General features: G+C 63.5%; 16 protein-coding genes and 1 riboswitch. Of the genes, 7 read left to right on the forward strand and 9 right to left on the reverse strand.

All coding sequences use genetic code 11. The features are described 5' to 3' along the window. Positions 1-18: 18 nt before the first annotated feature. Genes narI through G520_RS0104310 form a run of 5 tightly spaced genes read right to left on the reverse strand, consistent with a single transcriptional unit; the run spans position 19 to position 8,043 of the window. Positions 19-702, reverse strand: coding sequence for a respiratory nitrate reductase subunit gamma (gene narI / locus G520_RS0104290; protein ID WP_028534565.1), 684 nt, complete (start codon positions 700-702; stop codon positions 19-21). Continuing rightward, positions 699-1,334, reverse strand: coding sequence for a nitrate reductase molybdenum cofactor assembly chaperone (gene narJ / locus G520_RS0104295; RefSeq protein WP_028534566.1), 636 nt, complete (start codon positions 1,332-1,334; stop codon positions 699-701). Before narJ ends, narI begins: the two co-directional genes overlap by 4 nt. Beyond that, entirely contained in the window at positions 1,334-2,878 is a 1,545-nt protein-coding gene (gene narH / locus G520_RS0104300) for a nitrate reductase subunit beta (protein WP_028534567.1), read from the reverse strand. Before narH ends, narJ begins: the two co-directional genes overlap by 1 nt. Positions 2,879-2,888: 10 nt before the next feature. After that, the gene (locus tag G520_RS0104305) at positions 2,889-6,599 is read right to left on the reverse strand and encodes a nitrate reductase subunit alpha (protein WP_028534568.1); all 3,711 of its coding nucleotides are present in this window, start codon (positions 6,597-6,599) and stop codon (positions 2,889-2,891) included. 58 nt (positions 6,600-6,657) lie between these two features. Continuing rightward, on the reverse strand, positions 6,658-8,043 hold the full coding sequence (locus G520_RS0104310; RefSeq protein WP_028534569.1) for a NarK family nitrate/nitrite MFS transporter: 1,386 nt from the start codon (positions 8,041-8,043) through the stop codon (positions 6,658-6,660). Between the two features lie 398 nt (positions 8,044-8,441). On the opposite strand from G520_RS0104310, the gene G520_RS0104315 reads away from it, so the two are divergent. The 6 genes from G520_RS0104315 to G520_RS0104340 all read left to right on the forward strand — a co-directional run bounded on the left by G520_RS0104315 (position 8,442) and on the right by G520_RS0104340 (position 15,126). Next, positions 8,442-10,367, forward strand: a complete 1,926-nt coding sequence (locus tag G520_RS0104315) for an autotransporter family protein (protein WP_028534570.1) — start codon at positions 8,442-8,444, stop codon at positions 10,365-10,367. Between the two features lie 425 nt (positions 10,368-10,792). After that, positions 10,793-11,608 (forward strand): TOBE domain-containing protein, encoded by an 816-nt coding sequence (locus tag G520_RS0104320; protein WP_028534571.1) that lies wholly within the window; start codon positions 10,793-10,795, stop codon positions 11,606-11,608. A gap of 29 nt (positions 11,609-11,637) precedes the next feature. After that, on the forward strand, positions 11,638-12,396 hold the full coding sequence (modA, locus tag G520_RS0104325; protein WP_211222756.1) for a molybdate ABC transporter substrate-binding protein: 759 nt from the start codon (positions 11,638-11,640) through the stop codon (positions 12,394-12,396). 9 nt (positions 12,397-12,405) lie between these two features. Next, a complete protein-coding gene (gene modB / locus G520_RS0104330) occupies positions 12,406-13,083 on the forward strand; it encodes a molybdate ABC transporter permease subunit (RefSeq protein ID WP_028534573.1) in 678 nt (225 codons plus the stop codon). Further along, positions 13,070-14,152, forward strand: a complete 1,083-nt coding sequence (modC, locus tag G520_RS0104335; protein ID WP_051229007.1) for a molybdenum ABC transporter ATP-binding protein — start codon at positions 13,070-13,072, stop codon at positions 14,150-14,152. The genes modB and modC overlap by 14 nt, the downstream gene beginning before the upstream one ends. Positions 14,153-14,358: 206 nt before the next feature. Next, complete coding sequence (locus G520_RS0104340; protein WP_211222757.1) at positions 14,359-15,126, forward strand: substrate-binding periplasmic protein; 768 nt, start codon at positions 14,359-14,361, stop codon at positions 15,124-15,126. Between the two features lie 203 nt (positions 15,127-15,329). Here the strand turns inward: G520_RS0104340 and G520_RS0104345 are convergent, their stop codons facing one another. The 4 genes from G520_RS0104345 to hxpB form a co-directional block, all read right to left on the reverse strand. After that, the gene (locus G520_RS0104345; RefSeq protein ID WP_028534576.1) at positions 15,330-15,989 is read right to left on the reverse strand and encodes an alpha/beta hydrolase; all 660 of its coding nucleotides are present in this window, start codon (positions 15,987-15,989) and stop codon (positions 15,330-15,332) included. After that, on the reverse strand, positions 15,986-16,798 hold the full coding sequence (locus G520_RS0104350; RefSeq protein WP_028534577.1) for a DODA-type extradiol aromatic ring-opening family dioxygenase: 813 nt from the start codon (positions 16,796-16,798) through the stop codon (positions 15,986-15,988). Before G520_RS0104350 ends, G520_RS0104345 begins: the two co-directional genes overlap by 4 nt. 174 nt (positions 16,799-16,972) lie before the next feature. After that, entirely contained in the window at positions 16,973-18,283 is a 1,311-nt protein-coding gene (locus tag G520_RS21535) for a glycoside hydrolase family 28 protein (RefSeq protein WP_051229009.1), read from the reverse strand. After that, a complete protein-coding gene (gene hxpB, locus G520_RS0104360; RefSeq protein ID WP_051229011.1) occupies positions 18,280-18,945 on the reverse strand; it encodes a hexitol phosphatase HxpB in 666 nt (221 codons plus the stop codon). The genes G520_RS21535 and hxpB overlap by 4 nt, the downstream gene beginning before the upstream one ends. Before the next feature lie 120 nt (positions 18,946-19,065). After that, a riboswitch (yybP-ykoY riboswitch) is annotated at positions 19,066-19,235 on the forward strand. Between the two features lie 11 nt (positions 19,236-19,246). Between hxpB and G520_RS0104365 the strand changes: the two genes are divergently transcribed. Then, positions 19,247-19,804, forward strand: coding sequence for a TMEM165/GDT1 family protein (locus tag G520_RS0104365; protein WP_028534579.1), 558 nt, complete (start codon positions 19,247-19,249; stop codon positions 19,802-19,804). The last annotated feature ends 6 nt before the right edge of the window (positions 19,805-19,810 follow it).

A 19,810-nucleotide genomic window follows, 5' to 3' on the forward strand; every position in this document is an offset into this window, starting at 1 on the left:
ATGCCCAGCCTTTCTCGATCAGCGCGGACGTACCAGTTGCCAGGCCCGCGTCAAATAGCCCACCGTGGCGAAACCGCTCCAGACATGAACCAGACGGGTAAACGGAAACAGAACGAACAGGGTCATGCCCATCGTCATGTGCAACTTGAACAGCCATGGCGCAGCCACGATAGAGTAGGCCGCATCCGCACGCAAGGTGACGATACCCTGTGCCCACTGCATAAACAAGACCATCATCGCACCGTCACGATGCCCGGCCGACACCGCGATCGTCGACAGTCCGAGCGCCAGCGTCGCCCATAGCCAGAACAGGGTGATGCGATCGCCGAGGCCGGTCGCCGCGCGCAGGCGCGGGTGACTGAGGCGGCGCCAGATCAGGATGTTCAGGCCGGCAAAGGCCATGCCGCCGAGCAGACCGCCGGCGACCATCGCCAGCATCTGCTTGGCTTCATGGGTGATACCCAGTGCATTGAACACGGCGATCGGTGTCAACAGACCGGCCAGATGGCCGCCAAAGACGCCGAGCACCCCGACGTGAAACAGGATGGACCCCAGGCGCAGGGCGCCGGGATAGAGCAGCTGCGTGCTTTCCGAGCGCCAGGTATATTGCTCGCGCTCGAAGCGCAGCAGGCTGCCAAGCAGAAAAACGGTCAGCGCGATATAGGGATAGACCCCGAACAGAAAGGCGTGGACAGGACTCATGGCTTGGCTCCCGAAGTCGTGCGCGGATAAAAGGTGACCTTGGCCGGGGCTTGAGCCGGCAAGGGCTCGGTTCCGTCGATGGCGGGACCGAAACGCTCCATCATCTCGTCCATGTCGCGCACAGGCGGAACCGCCAGCGGCAGCGGCGCTTCCGGCGACATGGCGACCAGGACATCGAACACACAGGCATAGGCATTGCCTGCCTCGCTCAGCGAGCGGCCGATCACGGCAATCACATGAATGGCCTCGCCCAGCAGCGCGCCCGCCTCTGCCGGGGCTATCCGGCTCAGCAGTTCGAGAAACATCGGCAAGTAGTCGGGCAGTTCGTCGGCGGCCACGATGAAGCCGTGTTTTTCGTACTCTTCCGCCAGACTGATCATGGCCGGCCCGCGCTCGCGCGACTCGCCGTAGACATGTTCGAACAGATGCAAGCTGAACGCACGCTGCCGGTCGAAGGCGGCGACGTAGTCCTGTTGCAGATCGATCAGATCGCCCTCTGCCAAGGTGTCGAACAGCGGGGCGAGCTGTGCCCGCGTCGCGCCGTCGAGCGCGGCATCCAGCTCGGGCAGGGCCTCGATCAGCTCGCGCGACGGATAGCACAGCAAGGCGGACAACACCGCATGAACCGTCATCACTTCTTCCCCTTTCTCGATTTCGGCATATCGGCAAAGATCACCGAGCCCTGCTGCTTGCGACCGAACACGGTCCCTTCCGACACCCCGCCCGAACAGCCGTTGCCGAAGCTAAAGCCACAGCTGCCCTTTTCGTTGAAACTGTCCTCCGCCTGCTCCTTGTGACTGGACGGCACCACGAAACGATCTTCGTAATTGGCGATCGCCATCAGTTGATACATCGCCTCAACCTGCTCCGGCGTCAGCCCCAGCCCGGCGAGCAGCGCGTTTTCGTCGCCGCCTCCCACGTTCTGTGCCCGCTTGTGCGCGCGCATCGCCAGCATGCGTTCCAGCGCCAGCTTGACCGGCGCTTCGTCGCCGGCGGTCAATAGATTGGCCAGGTAGCGCAAGGGAATGCGCAAGGAACCGACATCGGGCAGGATGCCGTTGCGCCCAAGCACCCCGCTTTCGGCCGCCGCCTGGATGGGCGACAGCGGCGGCACATACCAGACCATGGGCAGCGTGCGGTATTCGGGGTGCAGCGGAAAGGCGATCTTCCATTCGACCGCCATCTTGTATACCGGCGAGCGGGCGGCGGCGGTCAGCCAGTTATCGTCTATCCCCTGCCGCCGCGCCTCGGCCACGACCGCGGGATCGTTGGGGTCGAGAAACACATCCAGCTGGGCCTGATACAGCGAACCTTCATCTTGAACCGAAGCCGCTGCGGCGATGCGGTCGGCATCGTACAACATCACGCCGAGATAACGGATGCGACCGACACAGGACTCGGAGCACACCGTTGGCTGACCGGCTTCGATGCGCGGGTAGCAGAAAGTGCACTTCTCGGCCTTGCCCGAAACCCAGTTGAAATAGATCTTCTTGTACGGGCATCCAGAAACACACATGCGCCAACCGCGGCATTTATCCTGGTCCACCAGCACAATACCGTCTTCCTCGCGCTTGTAGACCGAACCGGACGGGCAGGACGCGACACAGGCCGGGTTCAGGCAGTGTTCGCACAGACGCGGCAAATACATCATGAAGGTGTTCTCGAAGGTCGAGTACATCTCCGCCTGCACCTGATTGAACAACGCATCGCGCGAACGCTTGGCGAACTCGCCGCCGAGGTCGTCCTCCCAGTTCGGCCCGGATACGATCTTGTCCATTTTCTTGCCGGTCAGCACCGACACCGGACGCGCGGTCGGCGGCGTCTTCATCGCCGGCGCGTTTTGCAAATGCTCGTAATCGAAGGTGAACGGCTCGTAGTAGTCGTCGATCGCAGGCAGGTTCGGGTTGGCGAACAGATTGGCCAAAATGCGCAATTTGCCGCCCTGGCGCGGTTCGAGCGTGCCCGAATCGGTCAGTTTCCAGCCGCCGCGCCATTTTTCCTGGTTTTCCCATTCACTGGGAAAGCCGACGCCGGGCTTGGTCTCGACGTTGTTGAACCACGCGTACTCAACGCCGTCGCGGCTCGTCCACACGTTCTTGCAAGTCACCGAGCAGGTATGGCAGCCGATGCACTTGTCGAGGTTGAGAACCATCGCCACCTGGGCACGAATTTTCATAGTGATCTCCTCAGTGGCCAGCCACATCGTCGGCGGGACTGTCCATCCAGTCCACGTCGCGCATCTTGCGGATAATGACGAACTCGTCGCGATTGCTGCCCACGGTTCCGTAGTAGTTGAAGCCGTAGGATTGCTGCGCGTAGCCGCCGATCATATGCGTGGGCTTGAGCACGGTGCGCGTCACCGAGTTGTGGATGCCGCCGCGCTTGCCCGACATTTCAGCGCCGGGAACGTTGACGATTTTTTCCTGCGCGTGGTACATCAGCGTCATGCCGACCGGCACCCGCTGCGACACCACGGCGCGGGCCGTCAGCGTGCCGTTGACGTTGAACGCTTCGATCCAGTCGTTGTCCACGATGCCGGCGGCACGGGCATCCTCTTCCGACAGCCACACATGCGGGCCGCCGCGGCTCAGCGTCAACATGCGCAGATTGTCGCTGTAGGTCGAGTGAATGCCCCACTTCTGATGCGGCGTGATGAAGTTGAGCACGATCTCCGTGTTTCCGTTCGGCTGGCGGTCGCGCATCGGCGCGACCGTCTTGAGATCGACCGCCGGCTTATACACACACAGTCCCTCGCCAAAATCGAGCATCCAGCGATGATCCTGGTAGAACTGCTGCCGCCCGGTCAGCGTGCGCCACGGAATCAGCTCGTGCACATTGGTGTAGCCGGCGTTATAGCTGACCTCTTCGCTTTCCAGTCCCGACCAGGTCGGCGAGGAGATGATCTTGCGCGGCTGCGCCTGCACGTCGCGGAAACGGATGGTGTCGTGGGCGCGCGGCAGAGCCAGATGGGTATGCTCGCGCCCGGTGATCTTGCCGAGCGCGGCCCAGGCTTTGACCGCAACATGGCCGTTGGTCTCCGGCGCCAGCGTCAGGATCATTTCGGCGGCATCGATGGCGCTGTCCAGCCGCGGCCGGCCATGGCCGACTCCCGGCCCCTCCACCTTGCGATTGAGCCCGGCCAGCACCTGCACCTCGTCGCCGGTCTTCCAGGCAATGCCCTTGCCGCCATTGCCCAGCGACTCCAGCAAGGGGCCGACCGAGGTGAATTTGTCGTAAATCGCGCCGTAGTCGCGTTCGACCAGCGTGATGTTCGGCATGGTACGCCCCGGCACCGGCTCGCACTCGCCGCGCTTCCAGTCGCGCGGCTCGAACGGTTGCCCCAGCTCTCCCGGCGTATCGTGCAGCAGCGGCGTGAGCACCACGTCCTGGCGCACGCCAAGATAATCGGCGGCCAGTTCGGAGAATTTGGCCGCGATGGTCTTGTAGATTTCCCAGTCGCTTTTCGCCTGCCACAGGGGCTGGACAGCTTCCGACAAGGGATGGATGAAAGGATGCATGTCCGAGGTATTGAGGTCGTCCTTCTCGTACCAGGTCGCGGTCGGCAGCACCACGTCGCCATACAGGCAGGTGGTCGACATGCGAAAATCCAGCACCGTCAGCAGATCGAGCTTGCCCTCCGGCGTATAGGGCCGGTATTTGACCTCGCTCGGACGGATGCCGTCCGCTTCGTCGGAGAAGACCGCATTCTGCGTGCCGAGCAAATACTTGAGAAAGTATTCGTGGCCCTTGCCCGAGGAACCGAGGATATTCGAGCGCCAGACGAACATATTGCGCGGGAAATTGTCCGCATTGTCCGGATCATCGCATGACATCGCCAGCGAACCGTCACGCAGCACATCGACGGTATAGCGCACGGCATCGACACCGGCGGCAGCGGCGTCACGCGTGACATCGAGCGGGTTGCGCTGCAACTGCGGCGCCGACGGCAGCCAGCCCATGCGCTCGGCGCGGGCGTTGTAGTCGATCATGCTCATGCGCCCCTGCCCCGCCGCCTCGGCGGTCGGTGACAGGATTTCATCCACGGCCAGCTTTTCGTGTCGCCACTGCCCGGTATGCGCGTAGAAGAAGCTGGTCGAATTCATCTGCCGCGACGGCCGCACCCAGTCGGTCGCGAAGGCCAGCGGCACCCAGCCCTGCTGCGGACGCAGTTTTTCCTGGCCGACATAGTGCGCCCAACCGCCGCCGCTTTGGCCGACGCAACCGCACATCATCAACAGATTGATGATGCCGCGGTAAGCCATATCCATGTGGTACCAGTGATTGAGACCGGCGCCGACGATGACCATCGAGCGGCCGTGGGTCTGGTCGGCATTGTCCGCGAACTCGCGCGCGACGGTGATCACGTCGTGCGGCTTGACTCCGGTGTGCTTCTCCTGCCAGGCCGGGGTATAGGGCACGTCCTGCATGAAATCGGAGGCCACATTCCCGCCGCCGTGACCATTGTCGACCCCATAGTTGGCCAGCATCAGATCGTAGACCGTCGCGACCAGCGCCTCCGTGCCATCCGCCAGACGCAGGCGCTTCACGGGCACATTGCGCAACAGCACCTCGCCATGTTCGGCGCCGAAATACGGGAAGCCCACCCCGATCACATCATCGCTGCGCCCTTTGAGCGACAACGCCGGATCGATGGCGGCACCGTCAGCGCCTTTCAACTCCAGATTCCACTTGCCGACCCGATCGCCGCTCTCGCCCCAGCGCAGGCCGATGCTGCCGTTCGGCACCACGATGGCATCGCTCTCCGCGTCGATCAGCAGGGTTTTCCATTCCGGATTGTTGGTCTCGCTGTTGGCGAGCAATTGCGAAGCGCGCAGGTAGTGGCCACCCACGAAGTAGCCGTCGCGTTCTTCCAGCCGTACCAGCATGGGGAAGTCGGTGTACTGTTGACCGTAGCGACGGAAATAGTCCGATTTGCCGCTCTGATGGAATTCCTTGAGCACGACATGCCCCATCGCCAACGCGAGCGCGGCATCGGTGCCCTGGCGCGGCGCGAGCCAGATATCGCCGAATTTCACCATCTCGCCGTAGTCGGACGACACCGCCACCGTCTTGGTGCCGCGATAGCGCACCTCGGTATAGAAATGGGCATCCGGCGTACGCGTCATCGGTACATTGGAGCCCCATACCATCAGATAACTGGCGTTATACCAGTCTGCGGACTCCGGGACATCGGTCTGTTCGCCCCACACCTGCGGCGAGGCCGGCGGCAGATCGCAATACCAGTCGTAGAACGACATGCACACGCCGCCGATCAGGCTCAGGTAGCGGCTGCCGGCGGCATAGGACACCATGGACATGGCCGGGATGGGACTGAAGCCGATGATGCGGTCCGGCCCGAAGCGCTTGATGGTGTAATTGTTGGCGGCGGCGACGATCTCGGCTGCCTCGTCCCAGTCCGAGCGCACAAACCCGCCGAGACCGCGCGCCGACTTGTAGGCGCGCGCCTTTTCCGGGTCCTGACTGATGAACTCCCATGCCTCGATCGGTCCCATGGTACGGCGCGCCTCGCGCCACATGCGCGCGAGCACGCCGCGCACCATCGGATACTTGATGCGCTGCGCCGAGTAGACATACCAGCTGTACGACGCACCGCGCGGACAGCCGCGCGGTTCGTGGTTGGGCAGATCGGGTCGCGTGCGCGGGTAATCGGTCTGTTGCAGCTCCCAGGCAATCAAGCCGTGCTTGACATAGACGCGCCAGCTACAGGAGCCGGTGCAGTTGACGCCATGGGTGGAGCGCACCACCTTGTCCTGGCTCCAGCGGCGGCGATAGGCCTCCTCCCAGCGCCTGTCCTCCTTGACCACGGCACCATGCCCGTCCGCGAAGCGGTCGCGCGTGCGCGCAAGAAAATTCAGTCTGTCCAGAAAATGACTCATTGTGCCTCCTCAAGGCGTGCGCCTTCACGGCGCACACCGTCATCGTCTCGTGCCGTCATCAGCACGGCATCGCCGCGCCCTTGCGCGCGTAGAACACGGCACAAAGCACGACACAACTCAGGTAGAACGCGATGAAGCAATAGAGGGCCAGTTGCGGACCGCCGCTCAGCCGCATCGAGGTTCCGAAAGCCTGGGGAATGAAAAACCCGCCGTAAGCGCCAATCGCACTGATAAAACCGGCGGCCGCGGCCGACTCGCGCACACCGTCGAGCTGGGCCTGCCGCTTGGCCGCTTCCCCGCGCCCGCGCGCTTCGTTCATGCACTGCGTGGAAAAAATCACCGGAATCATGCGATAGGTCGAGCCGTTGCCGATGCCGGTACACGTGAACAGCAGCAGGAACATGGCGAGAAAGCCGGGGAAGCTGCCTTCGCCGCCGGCCCCGGGCAGGAAATGGAGGGCGCCGAGCACGGCCAGCGCCATTACCACGAAGATGGTCAGCGTGACGCGTGCGCCGCCGATGCGGTCCGAGACCATACCGCCAAGCGGGCGGGCCAGCGCACCGAGCAGGGGACCGATGAATGCATAGTGCACCACCACGACATCGGGAAACTGCGTCTTCGTCAACAGCGCGAAACCGGCGGAGAAGCCGATAAAACTGCCAAACGTGCCGAGATAGAGCCAGCACATCAGCCAGTTATGCATCCGTTTGAAAATGACGGCCTGTTCGGCAAAAGAGGCGCGCGCGTCGGCAATGTCGTTCATGCCGAACCAGGCGGCGATCGAGGCGATCGCGATCAGCGGCACCCAGAACAGACCCGCATTTTGCAACCACAGGATGTTTTCGATTTTGTCATGGATCGTGTGCTGCCCCGGACCGCCGATATCGCCGAACACACTGGCGCCGATGACGAGCGGAATCACGAACTGCGCGATCGAGACCCCGAGATTGCCGAAACCGGCGTTCAAGCCGTTAGCCCCGCCTTTGCGTGCGCGCGGAAAAAAGTAGCCGATGTTGGCCATGGAACTGGCGAAGTTGCCGCTGCCGAAACCGCACAGCAGCGCAATCATCAACATCGTCGGATAAGGCGTGGTCGGGTCCTGTACCGCACTCCCCAGCCACAAGCAGGGAATCAGCAGCGAGGCGGTCGACAAGGCCGTCCAGCGCCGCCCGCCGATAAAGGACGGCATAAAGGAGTAGAAAATCCGCAATGTGGCGCCGGACAGGGCCGGTAGTGCCGTCAGCAAGAACAGCTGGTCCTTGGTATAGGCAAAACCGACGGCCGGCAGCTTGAGCGTGACCACGCTCCACAGCACCGACACGATGAAGGCCAGCGTCAGACAGGGAATCGATATCCACAGATTGCGCCGCGCAATCGAGCGCCCCTCGCGCTCCCAGAACTCCGGATTCTCCGGCTCCCAGCGCGTCAACAGGTAGTCAGACATGTGCTTTTCCTCGACAAGTCATTAAGGCATGCGCCCGCGAACGGTCCAGGCACAGCGTCAGGATCAGCATAGGGCGCGGCCGGGTGCGGGGAAATTCGCAGGAGGGAGGGGACGGGGCAAGCAAACGGGCTAGACGGCTAGTTACTTTGAACTAGGCCATTATCCCACCCGCCATGGCCGGTTTACTTATCTTGATAATCAGAAACACAAAGCAAACTAATTTCTGTGAAAAATACCAAAAGCATTGCAATATTGTTTTTTAATGCATAATCTAAACAAATTAAGTAAATTATTAGTGTTGTACGTTAAGAATGATCAAGGAACAGATCAAGAGGAAGCCCAGGCTCACGCCGTTGCCGCCCACCCATCTTGCTCACGGAACGTGAAAGGACTTTGCGATGAAAATGAAAATTAAACCGCTGCTTCTCCTCATCCTCGGAAGCATGGCTGTCGAGTACGCCCAGGCTTCCGGCGATGTCCTGGTATACGACGGGTCATACAGCGACGTAGCCGCGACCTTGGCCGCGCGGCAAACCGCGGCCGGAAACACGCCGACCGTCATCAGCTGGGTTGGCGGCTCGGTCGCGGCCCTTCCGGCCAACCTGAGCACCTACAAGCAGATCTGGGACGTCAACGGCAACACCGCCCTGACCGCCGCTCAGCAGACCGCCTACCTGTCCTATCTGCAAGGCGGCGGAGCGCTGTTTCTGATGGGGGAGAACACCGGTTACGGCGCCGCGCGCAATGCCACGCTGATCACCTTCATCCAGGCAGCGGGCGGCGGCACGGTCGCCATCACCAGCAACGCAGGCAGCGCAGAAACGGTAGACAGCGCCTTGCAGTCGCCTCATGCCATGAGCACCTTCTCGTATGCGGCATCCGGTAGCTATACGACGCCGGGAACCGGCATCTGCCTGACCAAGAACAGCTCGAATACCTGCTCCGCCATCGCCTTCAATGTCGGAACCCTGGCCAATGCCCGCTACGGTTCCCTGGTCAGCGTGCTCGATATCAACTTTCTCGAGAGCAGCCGTGCCGGAACGTCCCAGGACTTCGTCGACAACCTGATCGCCTACCTGGCCGCCCAAGCGGCGGCCGGACAGGCCGCCATCAGCGGCGGCAGCGGCGGCAGCGGCAACTCCGGCTTTATCCCCCACTCCAACTCGGTCAGCCAGGGGGCGGCCGGCGTCCTCGACCAGTTGACAGTGGCGACCACGATCGACGTCGATATGGCGACCGCGATCGGCCAGCTGTCGGCAATGTCGGCATCAGGACAAAGCGCCGCGCTGGAACACATCGCGCCGCAGACCAACCGCGCCGTGACCGTCGCTTCGAGCCAGACCGTCAATGGCGCACTCGACACGGTCGCATCGCGACTTGACAGCTTGCGCAGCACCGGCTTGAGCGCCGGGCTGAGCGACGATCTCGACAGCGGCAAGATCAAGGTCGCCGGCGGCGACCTGACCGCACTGTTCGACGGCAGCTCCGCAAGGCGAAACAGCGCCTGGCTAAAGGCATTCGGCGCGAAGAGCGTGCAGGACATGGCTCAAACCTACTCGGGCTATCACGCCACAACCGGCGGTATCGCACTTGGAGTGGATACGCTGCTGCGCAATCACTGGGTCGTCGGTACGGCACTGACCTATGCCTCGACGCGGGTCAGCATGAACGACTACCGCACGGGCGATGCGACCGGCATCACCAGCTACCAGCTGACGGGCTACGCTAGCCGCGATTTCGGAAAATGGTATGTCGACACGATGTTGGCCTACGCCAGGCACGACTACAACTCCACCAGAGATACGACGATAACCGGCACCGCTACTGGTAATTACAGAGGCGAAGAATATGCTGCCCGCGTGAATGCAGGTTATCCCTTTGCTATTGGCGGCGAGAGGACCTTGACCCCCTTCATCGGCATCGAGGCCAATCACAGCAGGCAGGACGGCTATACCGAAACGGGCGCCGGCCCCCTGTCGATGACGGTGCAGGGCAGCTCGGCCGATAGGCTGCGCAGCGTGCTCGGCGCCAAGTTGGCGACGTCGCTCGATATCCTCAACGGCATCAATGTCAAGCCGTCACTTACCCTCGCCTATCGCCACGAGTTCCGCAACAACGGGGTCGATTCGACGTCCACCTTCACCGGTGGCGGCGCCTCGTTTACCACCCCGGGGCAGAGCCTGGCCCGCGATACGTATGCGATCGGTCTGGCAAGCACCTTCAGCAAGAGCCGCAATGTGAACGTCAAGCTCCAGATCGACCAGGAACTGGCCGCCGGCTACCATTCGCTGGCAGGGCAAGTGATGGGGCAATGGCTGTTCTGAGCCGGTCGCGTCGCGAGACGCGGCTTCCACCGCGGTAGAGAGGAAACAGGCCGCACTCCCCGCAATGGATGTGCGCGCCCCGCAAGGCGCCTCGATGCGCATGAGCAAGACATCGAGGCGCCTGTGTTCCTGCATCGTTTCACCGGCACGGCGTTCGGGCATGCCCGTCGAGCGCCGTTCTTGCCGCCGCGACAGAGCATTGCACGGATGTTCGCGCGGCAGCTCGTCCCATCCGCCCATCCGCCCGGGCGCACAGCGATCAGCGCCGGTCGGCGCCCCTCTCCGCGGCGGCTTGCGCAGAGCGATGTCCAAGCAGGCAAGCGAATCGCCGTCGACAAAAATCTAGCCCCCTCCCGGATTTACCCACCCGCCGAAAAATAAATCGTTATATACTTTTTGCTATTACCCTGCGCTGGGAGTGGGATATGGAAGAAACGACCAAACCCGCCGTGGCGCTGGATGGCGAATTGTGGCTGTCCATGAACGGCTTGAGTCTGGCCGGTCTCAAACGCATCGAACTACTCGAACACATCGCCGCCTGCGGCTCCATCACTCAGGCGGCGCGGCGTCATGGCATCAGTTACAAAAATGCCTGGGACATCGTCGACATCATGAACAATATGGCCGGCGAGCCGCTGGTCGAACGCAGCACCGGTGGCAAGGGAGGCGGCGGAACCCGCCTGACGGCAGCCGGACTGCAACTGATCGCAACGTTTCGCCAGCTCGAGACCGAACATCGTCGTTTTTTGCAATCCCTGGGCACGCGCTTACCCGGCATTGCCGACAGCTTGCCCTTATTACGGAGACTTGCCATGAAAACCAGCGCACGCAATCAGTTTTTCGGTACCGTACGCCGCCTCACCCTCGGCGCGATCAACGACGAGGTCGAGATCGAACTGAAAGGCGGCGATCGCCTGGTCGCCGTCATCACCCATGAAAGCACGGAACGGCTAGGCATCCGCGTCGGCGGCGAAGCCATCGCCCTGGTCAAGGCGCCGTGGATCATCGTCATGACCGACGACGCCGGCGTCAAACTGTCCGCCCGCAACCGCCTGGCCGGCGAAGTCGTCGCCCTCGCCCCTGGCGCGGTCAACACCGAAGTGACGATCAAACTCGCCGGCGGCACTACCGTCAGCGCGATCATCACCTCGCAAAGCGCTACCGAGCTCGGTCTCGCCGTCGGCAAGAGCGCCAGCGCCGTGTTCAAGGCGTCGCACATCATCGTCGGCGTTCCCGAATAAACCGCGCCACAGCACGAGAAAGAGACATCATGCAAATGAAACGCAAGGCGCTGACGCCTCTCGCGCTGGGTCTGATGCTGCTGGCCGCCCCGGCGCTGGCTGCCGAGGTGCAGGTGGCGGTCGCCGCCAACTTCGCCGGACCGATGCAGAAAATCGCCGCCGAATTCGCCCATGACACCGGCCACAAGGCACTGGTATCCATAGGCGCCACCGGCGCTTTTTATGCGCAGATCCGCAACGGCGCGCCGTTCCAGGTCTTCCTCTCGGCCGACGATGAAACGCCGGCCAAGCTGGAGAATGAAGGACGCACTGTCAAGGGCAGCCGTTTTACCTACGCCATAGGCAAGCTGGTGCTGTGGAGCGCCAAACCGGGATTCGTCGATGGCAATGGCGAGGTGCTCAAACAGGGGCATTTCAACCACCTCGCGATCGCGAACCCAAAGACGGCCCCCTATGGGACGGCTGCCGTCGAAGCGATGAAAAAGCTCGGCCTCTACTCCGGTCTGGAAGCGAAGCTGGTCCAGGGTGAAAATATTGCCCAGACCCAGCAATTCGTCGCCAGCGGCAATGCCGAACTCGGCTTCGTCGCCTTGTCTCAGGTCTGGAAGGACGGACGCGTCGTTTCGGGTTCGGCCTGGCCGGTACCGGCCACCCTGTACACGCCCATCCGCCAGGACGCGGTTCTGCTCGCCAGCGGCCGCGACGATCCGGCCGCGCATGCGCTGCTCGACTATCTGAAAGGCGACAAGGCTCGCGCGATCATCCGCTCCTACGGTTATGCCTTCTAGAGGTCGGGCATGAACCTGCCCGGCGCGGCCGACCTGGCCGCCATCCAGCTCACGCTGGCTCTGGCGGCCACTACCACCCTGTGCCTGCTCGTGCTCGGCACCCCGGTCGCCTGGTGGCTCGCCCGCACCCGCTCGCGCGCCGCGGGCGTCGTCGGCGCACTCGTGGCCTTGCCGCTGGTGCTGCCGCCGACGGTGATCGGCTTTTACCTGTTGCTGCTACTCGGGCCCGATGGTCCGCTAGGCCACGCTAGCGCGGCGCTCGGACTCGGCTACCTGCCGTTTACCTTCGCCGGTCTGGTAGTGGGTTCGGTGGCCTACTCCTTCCCGTTCGCGGTGCAGCCCCTGCAAAATGCGTTTGCCGCGCTCGGCAGCAAGCCGCTGGAGGCCGCCGCCACCTTGCGCGCCGGTCCGGTCGACCGCTTCATTCATGTCGTCCTGCCGTTGACGCGCCGCGGCTTTGCCAGCGCCGCCGTACTCGGCTTCACCCACACCGTGGGTGAATTCGGCGTGGTGCTGATGCTCGGCGGCAATATCCCGGGCAAAACGCGCGTCATTTCGGTCCAGATCTTCGATCATGTCGAAGCGATGGAATACGGCGAAGCGCACTGGCTGGCCGGAACGATGGTCGTTTTATCTTTCCTGGTCTTGTTCCTACTCTATCGACGCAGATCCGATGCCACCTTCTGATCGCGGGCTCGAGCTGAAGATCGCGCTCACCCACCCCGGTTTTGCCCTCGCGGTCGATCTCGAGCTGCCCGGCCACGGCGTGAGCGCCCTGTTCGGCCCATCCGGCTCGGGCAAGACCACGCTATTGCGCGCGATCGCCGGACTGGAAAAAAACGCACGCGGCCATATCCGTATCAACGGCGAATGCTGGCAGGACGGCAAAGGCAGCCTGCCGACACACCGGCGCGCGCTCGGCTACGTCTTTCAGGAAGCCAATCTGTTCGAGCATTTGAGCGTGCGCGGCAATCTCGAATTCGGATTCCGCCGCGCCAGCGGCGCCCGGCGCGACCGTTTCGAACGCACGGTCGAACTGCTCGATATCGGCCCCATGCTCGCGCGACGCCCGGCCACCTTGTCGGGAGGCGAAAAGCAGCGCGTCGCCATCGCCAGGGCGCTGGTAACCGAGCCCCGCCTGCTGCTGCTGGACGAGCCGCTGGCCGCGCTCGATGCGGCGCGCAAACGCGACATCCTGCCTTATCTCGAACGCCTGCACACCGAACTCGACATTCCCGTACTCTACGTCAGCCATGCGCCGGATGAGGTGGCGCAGTTGGCCGATCATCTGGTCCTGCTGCAAGACGGTGCGGTCATCGCGCATGGTCCGTTGCGTGAAATGCTCGCACGGCTGGATCTGAACGAAGCCTTCGGCGACGAACACACCGTGGTGCTCGAGACCCGCATCGGCCGGCACGAAGACGATGACCATCTGAGCCGGCTCGATTTTGCCGGCGGCAACATTCTGGTTGCGCGCAGGCCGGAATCCCCCGGTCACGGGCTGCGCTGCCGAATCGACGCGCGCGACGTCAGTCTGACCCTGCACGCAAGCGAGGACAGCAGCATCCTCAATATCCTGCCGGCCATAGTGGACGCCATTGCCGACACCCGTAACCCGGCCAATGTACTGGTACGGCTCGACGTCGGCGGCACGCCCCTGCTCGCTCGCATCACCCGCCGCTCGCTGCACCGCCTTGGGCTTGCGCCCGGCACGCGGGTCTGGGCGCAGATCAAGTCGGTAGCGCTACTCGGCTGAACCGCCGGCAAGACTGTGCCGCAGAGGGCGGCCGCAACGACCGTGAAACTCGCGTCAGAGTTCGCAGGCCCCGACTATAGTTGCACCAGGCCGGGCCGGCCTTGCACGGGGCGGCGCCTTCTGCCGCTTCCGTCGCGCTCGACGGGGGAACCGATCGCGAAGAGGGCTCGCGTGACCCCCATGCCACCGGAGACAGGAGTCACACGATGACATTGCGTGGGATGCGCGCACGGAACAATCCGCTGTTCATGGCTCTGCTGCTGGCTTGCCATGGGCTGCCAGCCGTTGCCGAACGGCTCGAACTGGCGGCGGCGAATACCTGGCCGACCGCGTATGAGCTCAACGGCAGACCGACCGGTGTCCTGGTCGAACTGGTCACCGAGGCCTATCGGCGGGCCGGGTATCGGGTGACATTCAAGCTCATGCCCTGGTCGCGCTGCCTGGGCGAAGCCAAAACAGGGAAGGTCGACGGCGTATTCTCGACGTTTCGCTTGCCCGAACGCGAGGCGTTTCTCTATTTCACCCATGAAGTCTTGACGGTGCAAGTCATCAGCCTGTTTGTGCGCCGCAATTCGACTCTACGCAATGGAAACGATTTCGTGGCCCTTCAGGAGTTGAGGGCGGGGGTCATCAGAGAAACCAGCTATGGCACGAAATTCGATGACGCCGTCAAGACCGGAGCCCTACGGTATGTTTTCCCTACCGATAGTATCGAAACCAATCTGAAAATGCTGATGGCTACGCGCGTTGATTTCATTCCGAGCTATCGTTCTGTCATGCTCAATACCGCTAAAAATCTTGGTCTCCTGGGACAGATCAAAGAGCTGACGCCGCCGCTCGAATCCGTGCCCAGCTATCTGGCCTTCACCCGGGTCAAGGACAGGCGCAAAGCGGCCATGGACTTCGATATTGCACTGGCTGCGATGAAGCGTGACGGGACGTACCAGCGAATCGTCGAAAGGACGCCGTATTGATTGACGATAAACCAAAGCGGCATCGGCGCAGCCAGCAAGCGCCGGACAAGCGCCCACGGGTCAGATTTCATCACGGATGAAGCGCATGGGGTTCCCGAGCGCGAACAGGCACTGCCGAGTTCAGACGACAGTGCCCGTGCCCTTGACCGGTCAGACCGAAGGCTCAAGACCGGACGACGAGTTTGCCGATCGCCATTCCGGCGTCAAGCCCCCCCCTGCTCGCCCAGTGCCTGCTGCAAGGCCTGCAGCCCCCTGGCCGCACCATCCGCGGAAATGCCATGCCCGAGACCGTCGATCTCGAAAAAGTGCACCGGGAAGCCCGCCGCCTGAAATGCCGCCTGCGCGGCGCGGCTTTCTGCCACCGGGATCGTCGAGTCATCGCTGCCATGCACGAGCGTCAGCGGCGCGCGCCCCGGCGCGGCGATAGCCGATGCCAGACGACCGGAGTAGGCCACCACGGCGCCGAGCGGCGCCGACGCCACCGCCAGATGATGCATGGCCATGATGCTGCCCTGCGAAAACCCGACCAGCGCCAGCCGCTCGGGCGGCACCTGCCAGAAGGCCAACTCGTCCTGCAAGCGTCGAGCCAGCGCCGGATAGGCTTGCGCCACGCGCTGGCCCCGGTTGGCAGGACTCACGCCGGCCAGGCTGAACCACTGGCGCGCGTCGCCGCCGCCATCGAACGGTTCGCCGCCGTCGAAGGAGGCAAAGGCGGCGCCGGGCAGCGATTCCTCCCAGGCCTCGGCCAGAGGCAACAGATCGCGGCCATCGCTGCCGACGCCATGCAGCAATACGACAAGCGAACCCGCTTGCGAGGCGGCCGGACGCAAGCGCCAGCCCTGGTCAAAGCGTTGCCATTTCATTGCGCTTCCTTTGCAAAAGATCCGAAGACAAAACCATCCATACACAACACACCGAGATCGATACCACCGTCCAGCCTGGCAAGCTGCTCATCGTGCCCGGCCCCGAGCGCGGCAAACAGCGGCAGCAAATGCTCATCGCTCGGATGCGCGCGGCAGGCATGCGGCGCCTGGCGCCGATAATCGAACAAGGCGTCGAAATCGCGCGCGGCCAGACGTGCCGCCATCCACTCGCCGAACTGACGCGCGTAGTCGCGGGCCTCCGGCTCGACGCGATGGATATCGCGCAGATTGTGCGTCATGCAGCCCGAGCCGACGATCAGCACGCCCTCGCGCGCCAGCGGCGCCAGCACCTGCCCCAGACGGAAGTGATAGTCGGGCGGCTGGCGCGATTGCAGTGTCAATTGTGTCACCGGAATACCGGCATCCGGGTACATCTGCCGCAGCGGCACCCAGCTGCCGTGGTCCAGGCCCCAGCTGTCGTCGCCCACGGCTTTCATTCCGGCTTCGCGTAACAAGTGCAAGGTTCGCGCCGCAAGTTCGGGGGCGCCCGGCGCCGCATAGTCGATACGGGAGAGCTCGGCCGGAAAACCGTAGAAATCGCGGATCTGGGCCGGATGCGGCTGGGTGCCGATGCGCAGGGTCTCATCGCACCAGTGCGCGGAGAGCACCAGAATCGCGCGCGGACGCGGCAAGCGCCGGCCAAGGGCGGCAAGGGCGGCCCCCGCACGCCCGGGATGCAAGGCCATCATCGGCGACCCGTGCGATAGAAACAGCGCGGGCAGCGGCGGCGGGTTCGACTGTGTGTTCATGCTGGGAGCTCCGATTCGGACTACGGCCGGTACGCCGTGAATGGAAGCACTGTAGAGCAGGCAAGCCGGGCGATAAATCCGCTGTATCGAGATGGATCATGCACCATTGGTAAACAATCGCCCCACGACCCGCCGCGCACGCAGAGCCGGGGCGGCCGATCACCGCCACTCCCCCTAATCGGGCTGCGGCAACGGCGGCGTGAGCCTGGCGTCGCGCTGCAGAACAATGGCAGGGCCGCTGCTCGCCTTGACGCGCAGATTGCTGTGCCGCAGTGCAACATGACGCAGCAGCAACCCGCTCTGCGCCGTGATGTCGATGTCGCGCAGCACGAGATCGGCGATGGGGGCCTCGGGCAGGCCGATAATGCTGCCGGCCGCGCGCGCATCGCGCGCCACCAGTCTTTCCACCGTGATGTCGTGAATGCGCGGCGTGGTCGGCGTGAGCGCCTGTGCCGGCTCGTCCTCCGGCCCCGGGCTCGGGTAGTAGCCGCTGATGGAAAGCGCCACGCCGACTTTGTTCATGGTCAGCATGCGCAGGGTAATGCGGCCGATGTCGGCGCCGCGGTCGCGACCGGTCTTGATGCGCACCCCGTTGTCGGTGCCATTGAACACCACGCCGCGCACATCGACGTGGCTGACGCCGTTCAGCGTTTCGCTGCCTATCGACAGACCGTGGCCGAAGCCGAAGTCGGACTCCTGGATCGTGATATTACTCGCGGCCTGCGCCGGCAAGGCAAAACCGGCCAGGCCCGATTTGATCGCGATATTGTCGTCTCCGGTCGAGACATGGACATGACCGATATGCACCTTGTTGCTGGATACGATATCGATGCCATCGGTATTGGGCGCATCGCGCGGATTGTCGATGGCGACACCCTCGATCTGGACATTGTCGCAATAGCGCAGAACGAGCCCCCACATCGGCGCATCGCTCAGCGACACCCCGGTGAGCACGATGCGCGTGGACTGATAGAACTCGACGAGCCACGGCCGCGGCAGGCCGTTGCTGTCCGGTACGCCGGGATGGCTTTTCGAAATGCTGCCACTGTCGCGCGCGGCGCGCGCCTCGTCCCACCAACTCGTGCCCTGCCCTTCGATGCGACCGTGGCCGATGATCCCGGCATCGGTCACGCCGACGCCGGAAACCAGCGCTTCGCCCGTGCGATAGGGCCAGCCGATAAAAGCGCGTTCGAAACGCGAGGGGGTCTCGATCGCACGCAGGATCGCACCCTGGTCCAGGTTAAGAAACACATAGCTGCGCAGCTGCAACGGCCCTGACACATACACGCCGCGGACCAGCCGCACCTGGCCGCCGCCGTTGGCGGCGCACGCATCGATCGCCTTCTGCAAGGGACGGGTATCGTCGCTGACCGCGTCGCCCTTCGCACCATAGGCGGCCGGATCGCAGATGCCGTCGGCGCTGGCTGTCGCCATCAGCAGCGCCAGCAGCACGGTCGGCAGCAGGTAGCGGATGATGGGCATCATACGGCGAGTTGGCGCAAATGATCGGGCGTCAGCAGGGCCAGCGACGGCAGCTTGAGATCGGCGATCGAAAAGCGCGGATCGTCGAACACGGCACTGTCCGGCACCGCCACCGCAGCCATCGACGCCGACTTGCACGCCAGAAGGCCGGTCACGCTATCCTCGAACGCAATGCAGCGCGCGGCTTCCGTGCCGAGCAAACTCGCGCAATGCAGATAGACCTGAGGATGCGGCTTGCCATGGTCGAGGTCGTTGGCCGATACGACTGCCGCGAATCGAGGTCCGATGCCGAGGCGTTCCAGCACGGCATCGATGATGGGACGCGGCGATGAGGACGCGAGTCCGAGGGTGAAACCGCGCTCGCGCAGCAGATCGAGCACGGCCATGACGCCGGGCATCGCGCAGGCATGCTCGGACAGCAGCTGCGTCACGCGCGCCTGCAGGCGCGCCGCCGTCGTGGCGATGTCGCCGGGCAGTTCGCGCCGCGCATACCAGTAAGCGGCGATCTCGGCGATACGGCGTCCGCGCGTCAACGCACACATGCCGGGCGTCAACTCCAGCCCCATCTGACCGAACACATCCTGTTCAGCCCGTTCCCAATAAGGTTCGGAATCGACCAGGAGCCCATCCATGTCGAAAATCGCAGCCGTGTGCATCAATGTCATCGCGAGTGTGCGCGGCCAGGCCGCTTCCGGGGTTCCAATCGCACTAGTGTCCCCATCCCGCCTACCCGCTGTCAATGCGTTTCAGGGCACTCGCCTCGACTCCGCCTTTCCATTACAATGCGGACAGTCATTGGGGAGTAGCCGGCTTCCGCCAGGAAGCGAGCACATCAACAAACTTGGCCGACCGGCCATGGTGTGTTCGACCGCAAGGTTTGGCGAGACCATTGGCGCAGTGCCACGCCCGGGTCGGGCAGGTGGCGCTGTGTCCAATATTCTCGCTGCCCGACCGCAAGGACGCATTTTGGAAGCTTTTCTCGTTTCGGTCAGTGCCATCACTCTAGGCGAAATCGGTGATAAAACGCAGTTGCTCGCCCTCGTGCTTGCCGCGCGCTTCAAGCGCCCGCTTCCCATCGTGGCCGGTATCGTGGTCGCCGTCGTCGCCAACCATCTGCTCGCCGGCTATGCCGGCCATCTGCTCGGCGCGCGGCTGAGCCCCGACATCGGACGCTGGATACTCGGCCTGTCGCTGCTCGCCGTCGCACTGTGGACGCTCAAACCCGACACCATCGACGAAGGCGCCGAGCCCACCAACGGCTACGGCGTTTTCGTCAGCACCTGTATCGCCTTTTTCCTCGCGGAAATGGGCGACAAGACCCAGATCGTCACCGTACTGCTGGCCGCGCGCTTCAACGACCTGCTCGCCGTCGTCGCGGGGACCACGCTTGGCATGCTGATCGCCGACCTGCCCGCGGTTTTCATCGGGCACCAGATGGCCGATCGTCTGCCGCTCAGATTCATCCGCTTCGGCGCGGCGGCCCTGTTCGCCGTTCTCGGCGTGGTCACGCTGGCCGGACTCTGAGATGAC

Origin of the sequence: Paludibacterium yongneupense DSM 18731 (genome assembly GCF_000422925.1) — a bacterium.
GTDB lineage: Bacteria > Pseudomonadota > Gammaproteobacteria > Burkholderiales > Chromobacteriaceae > Paludibacterium > Paludibacterium yongneupense.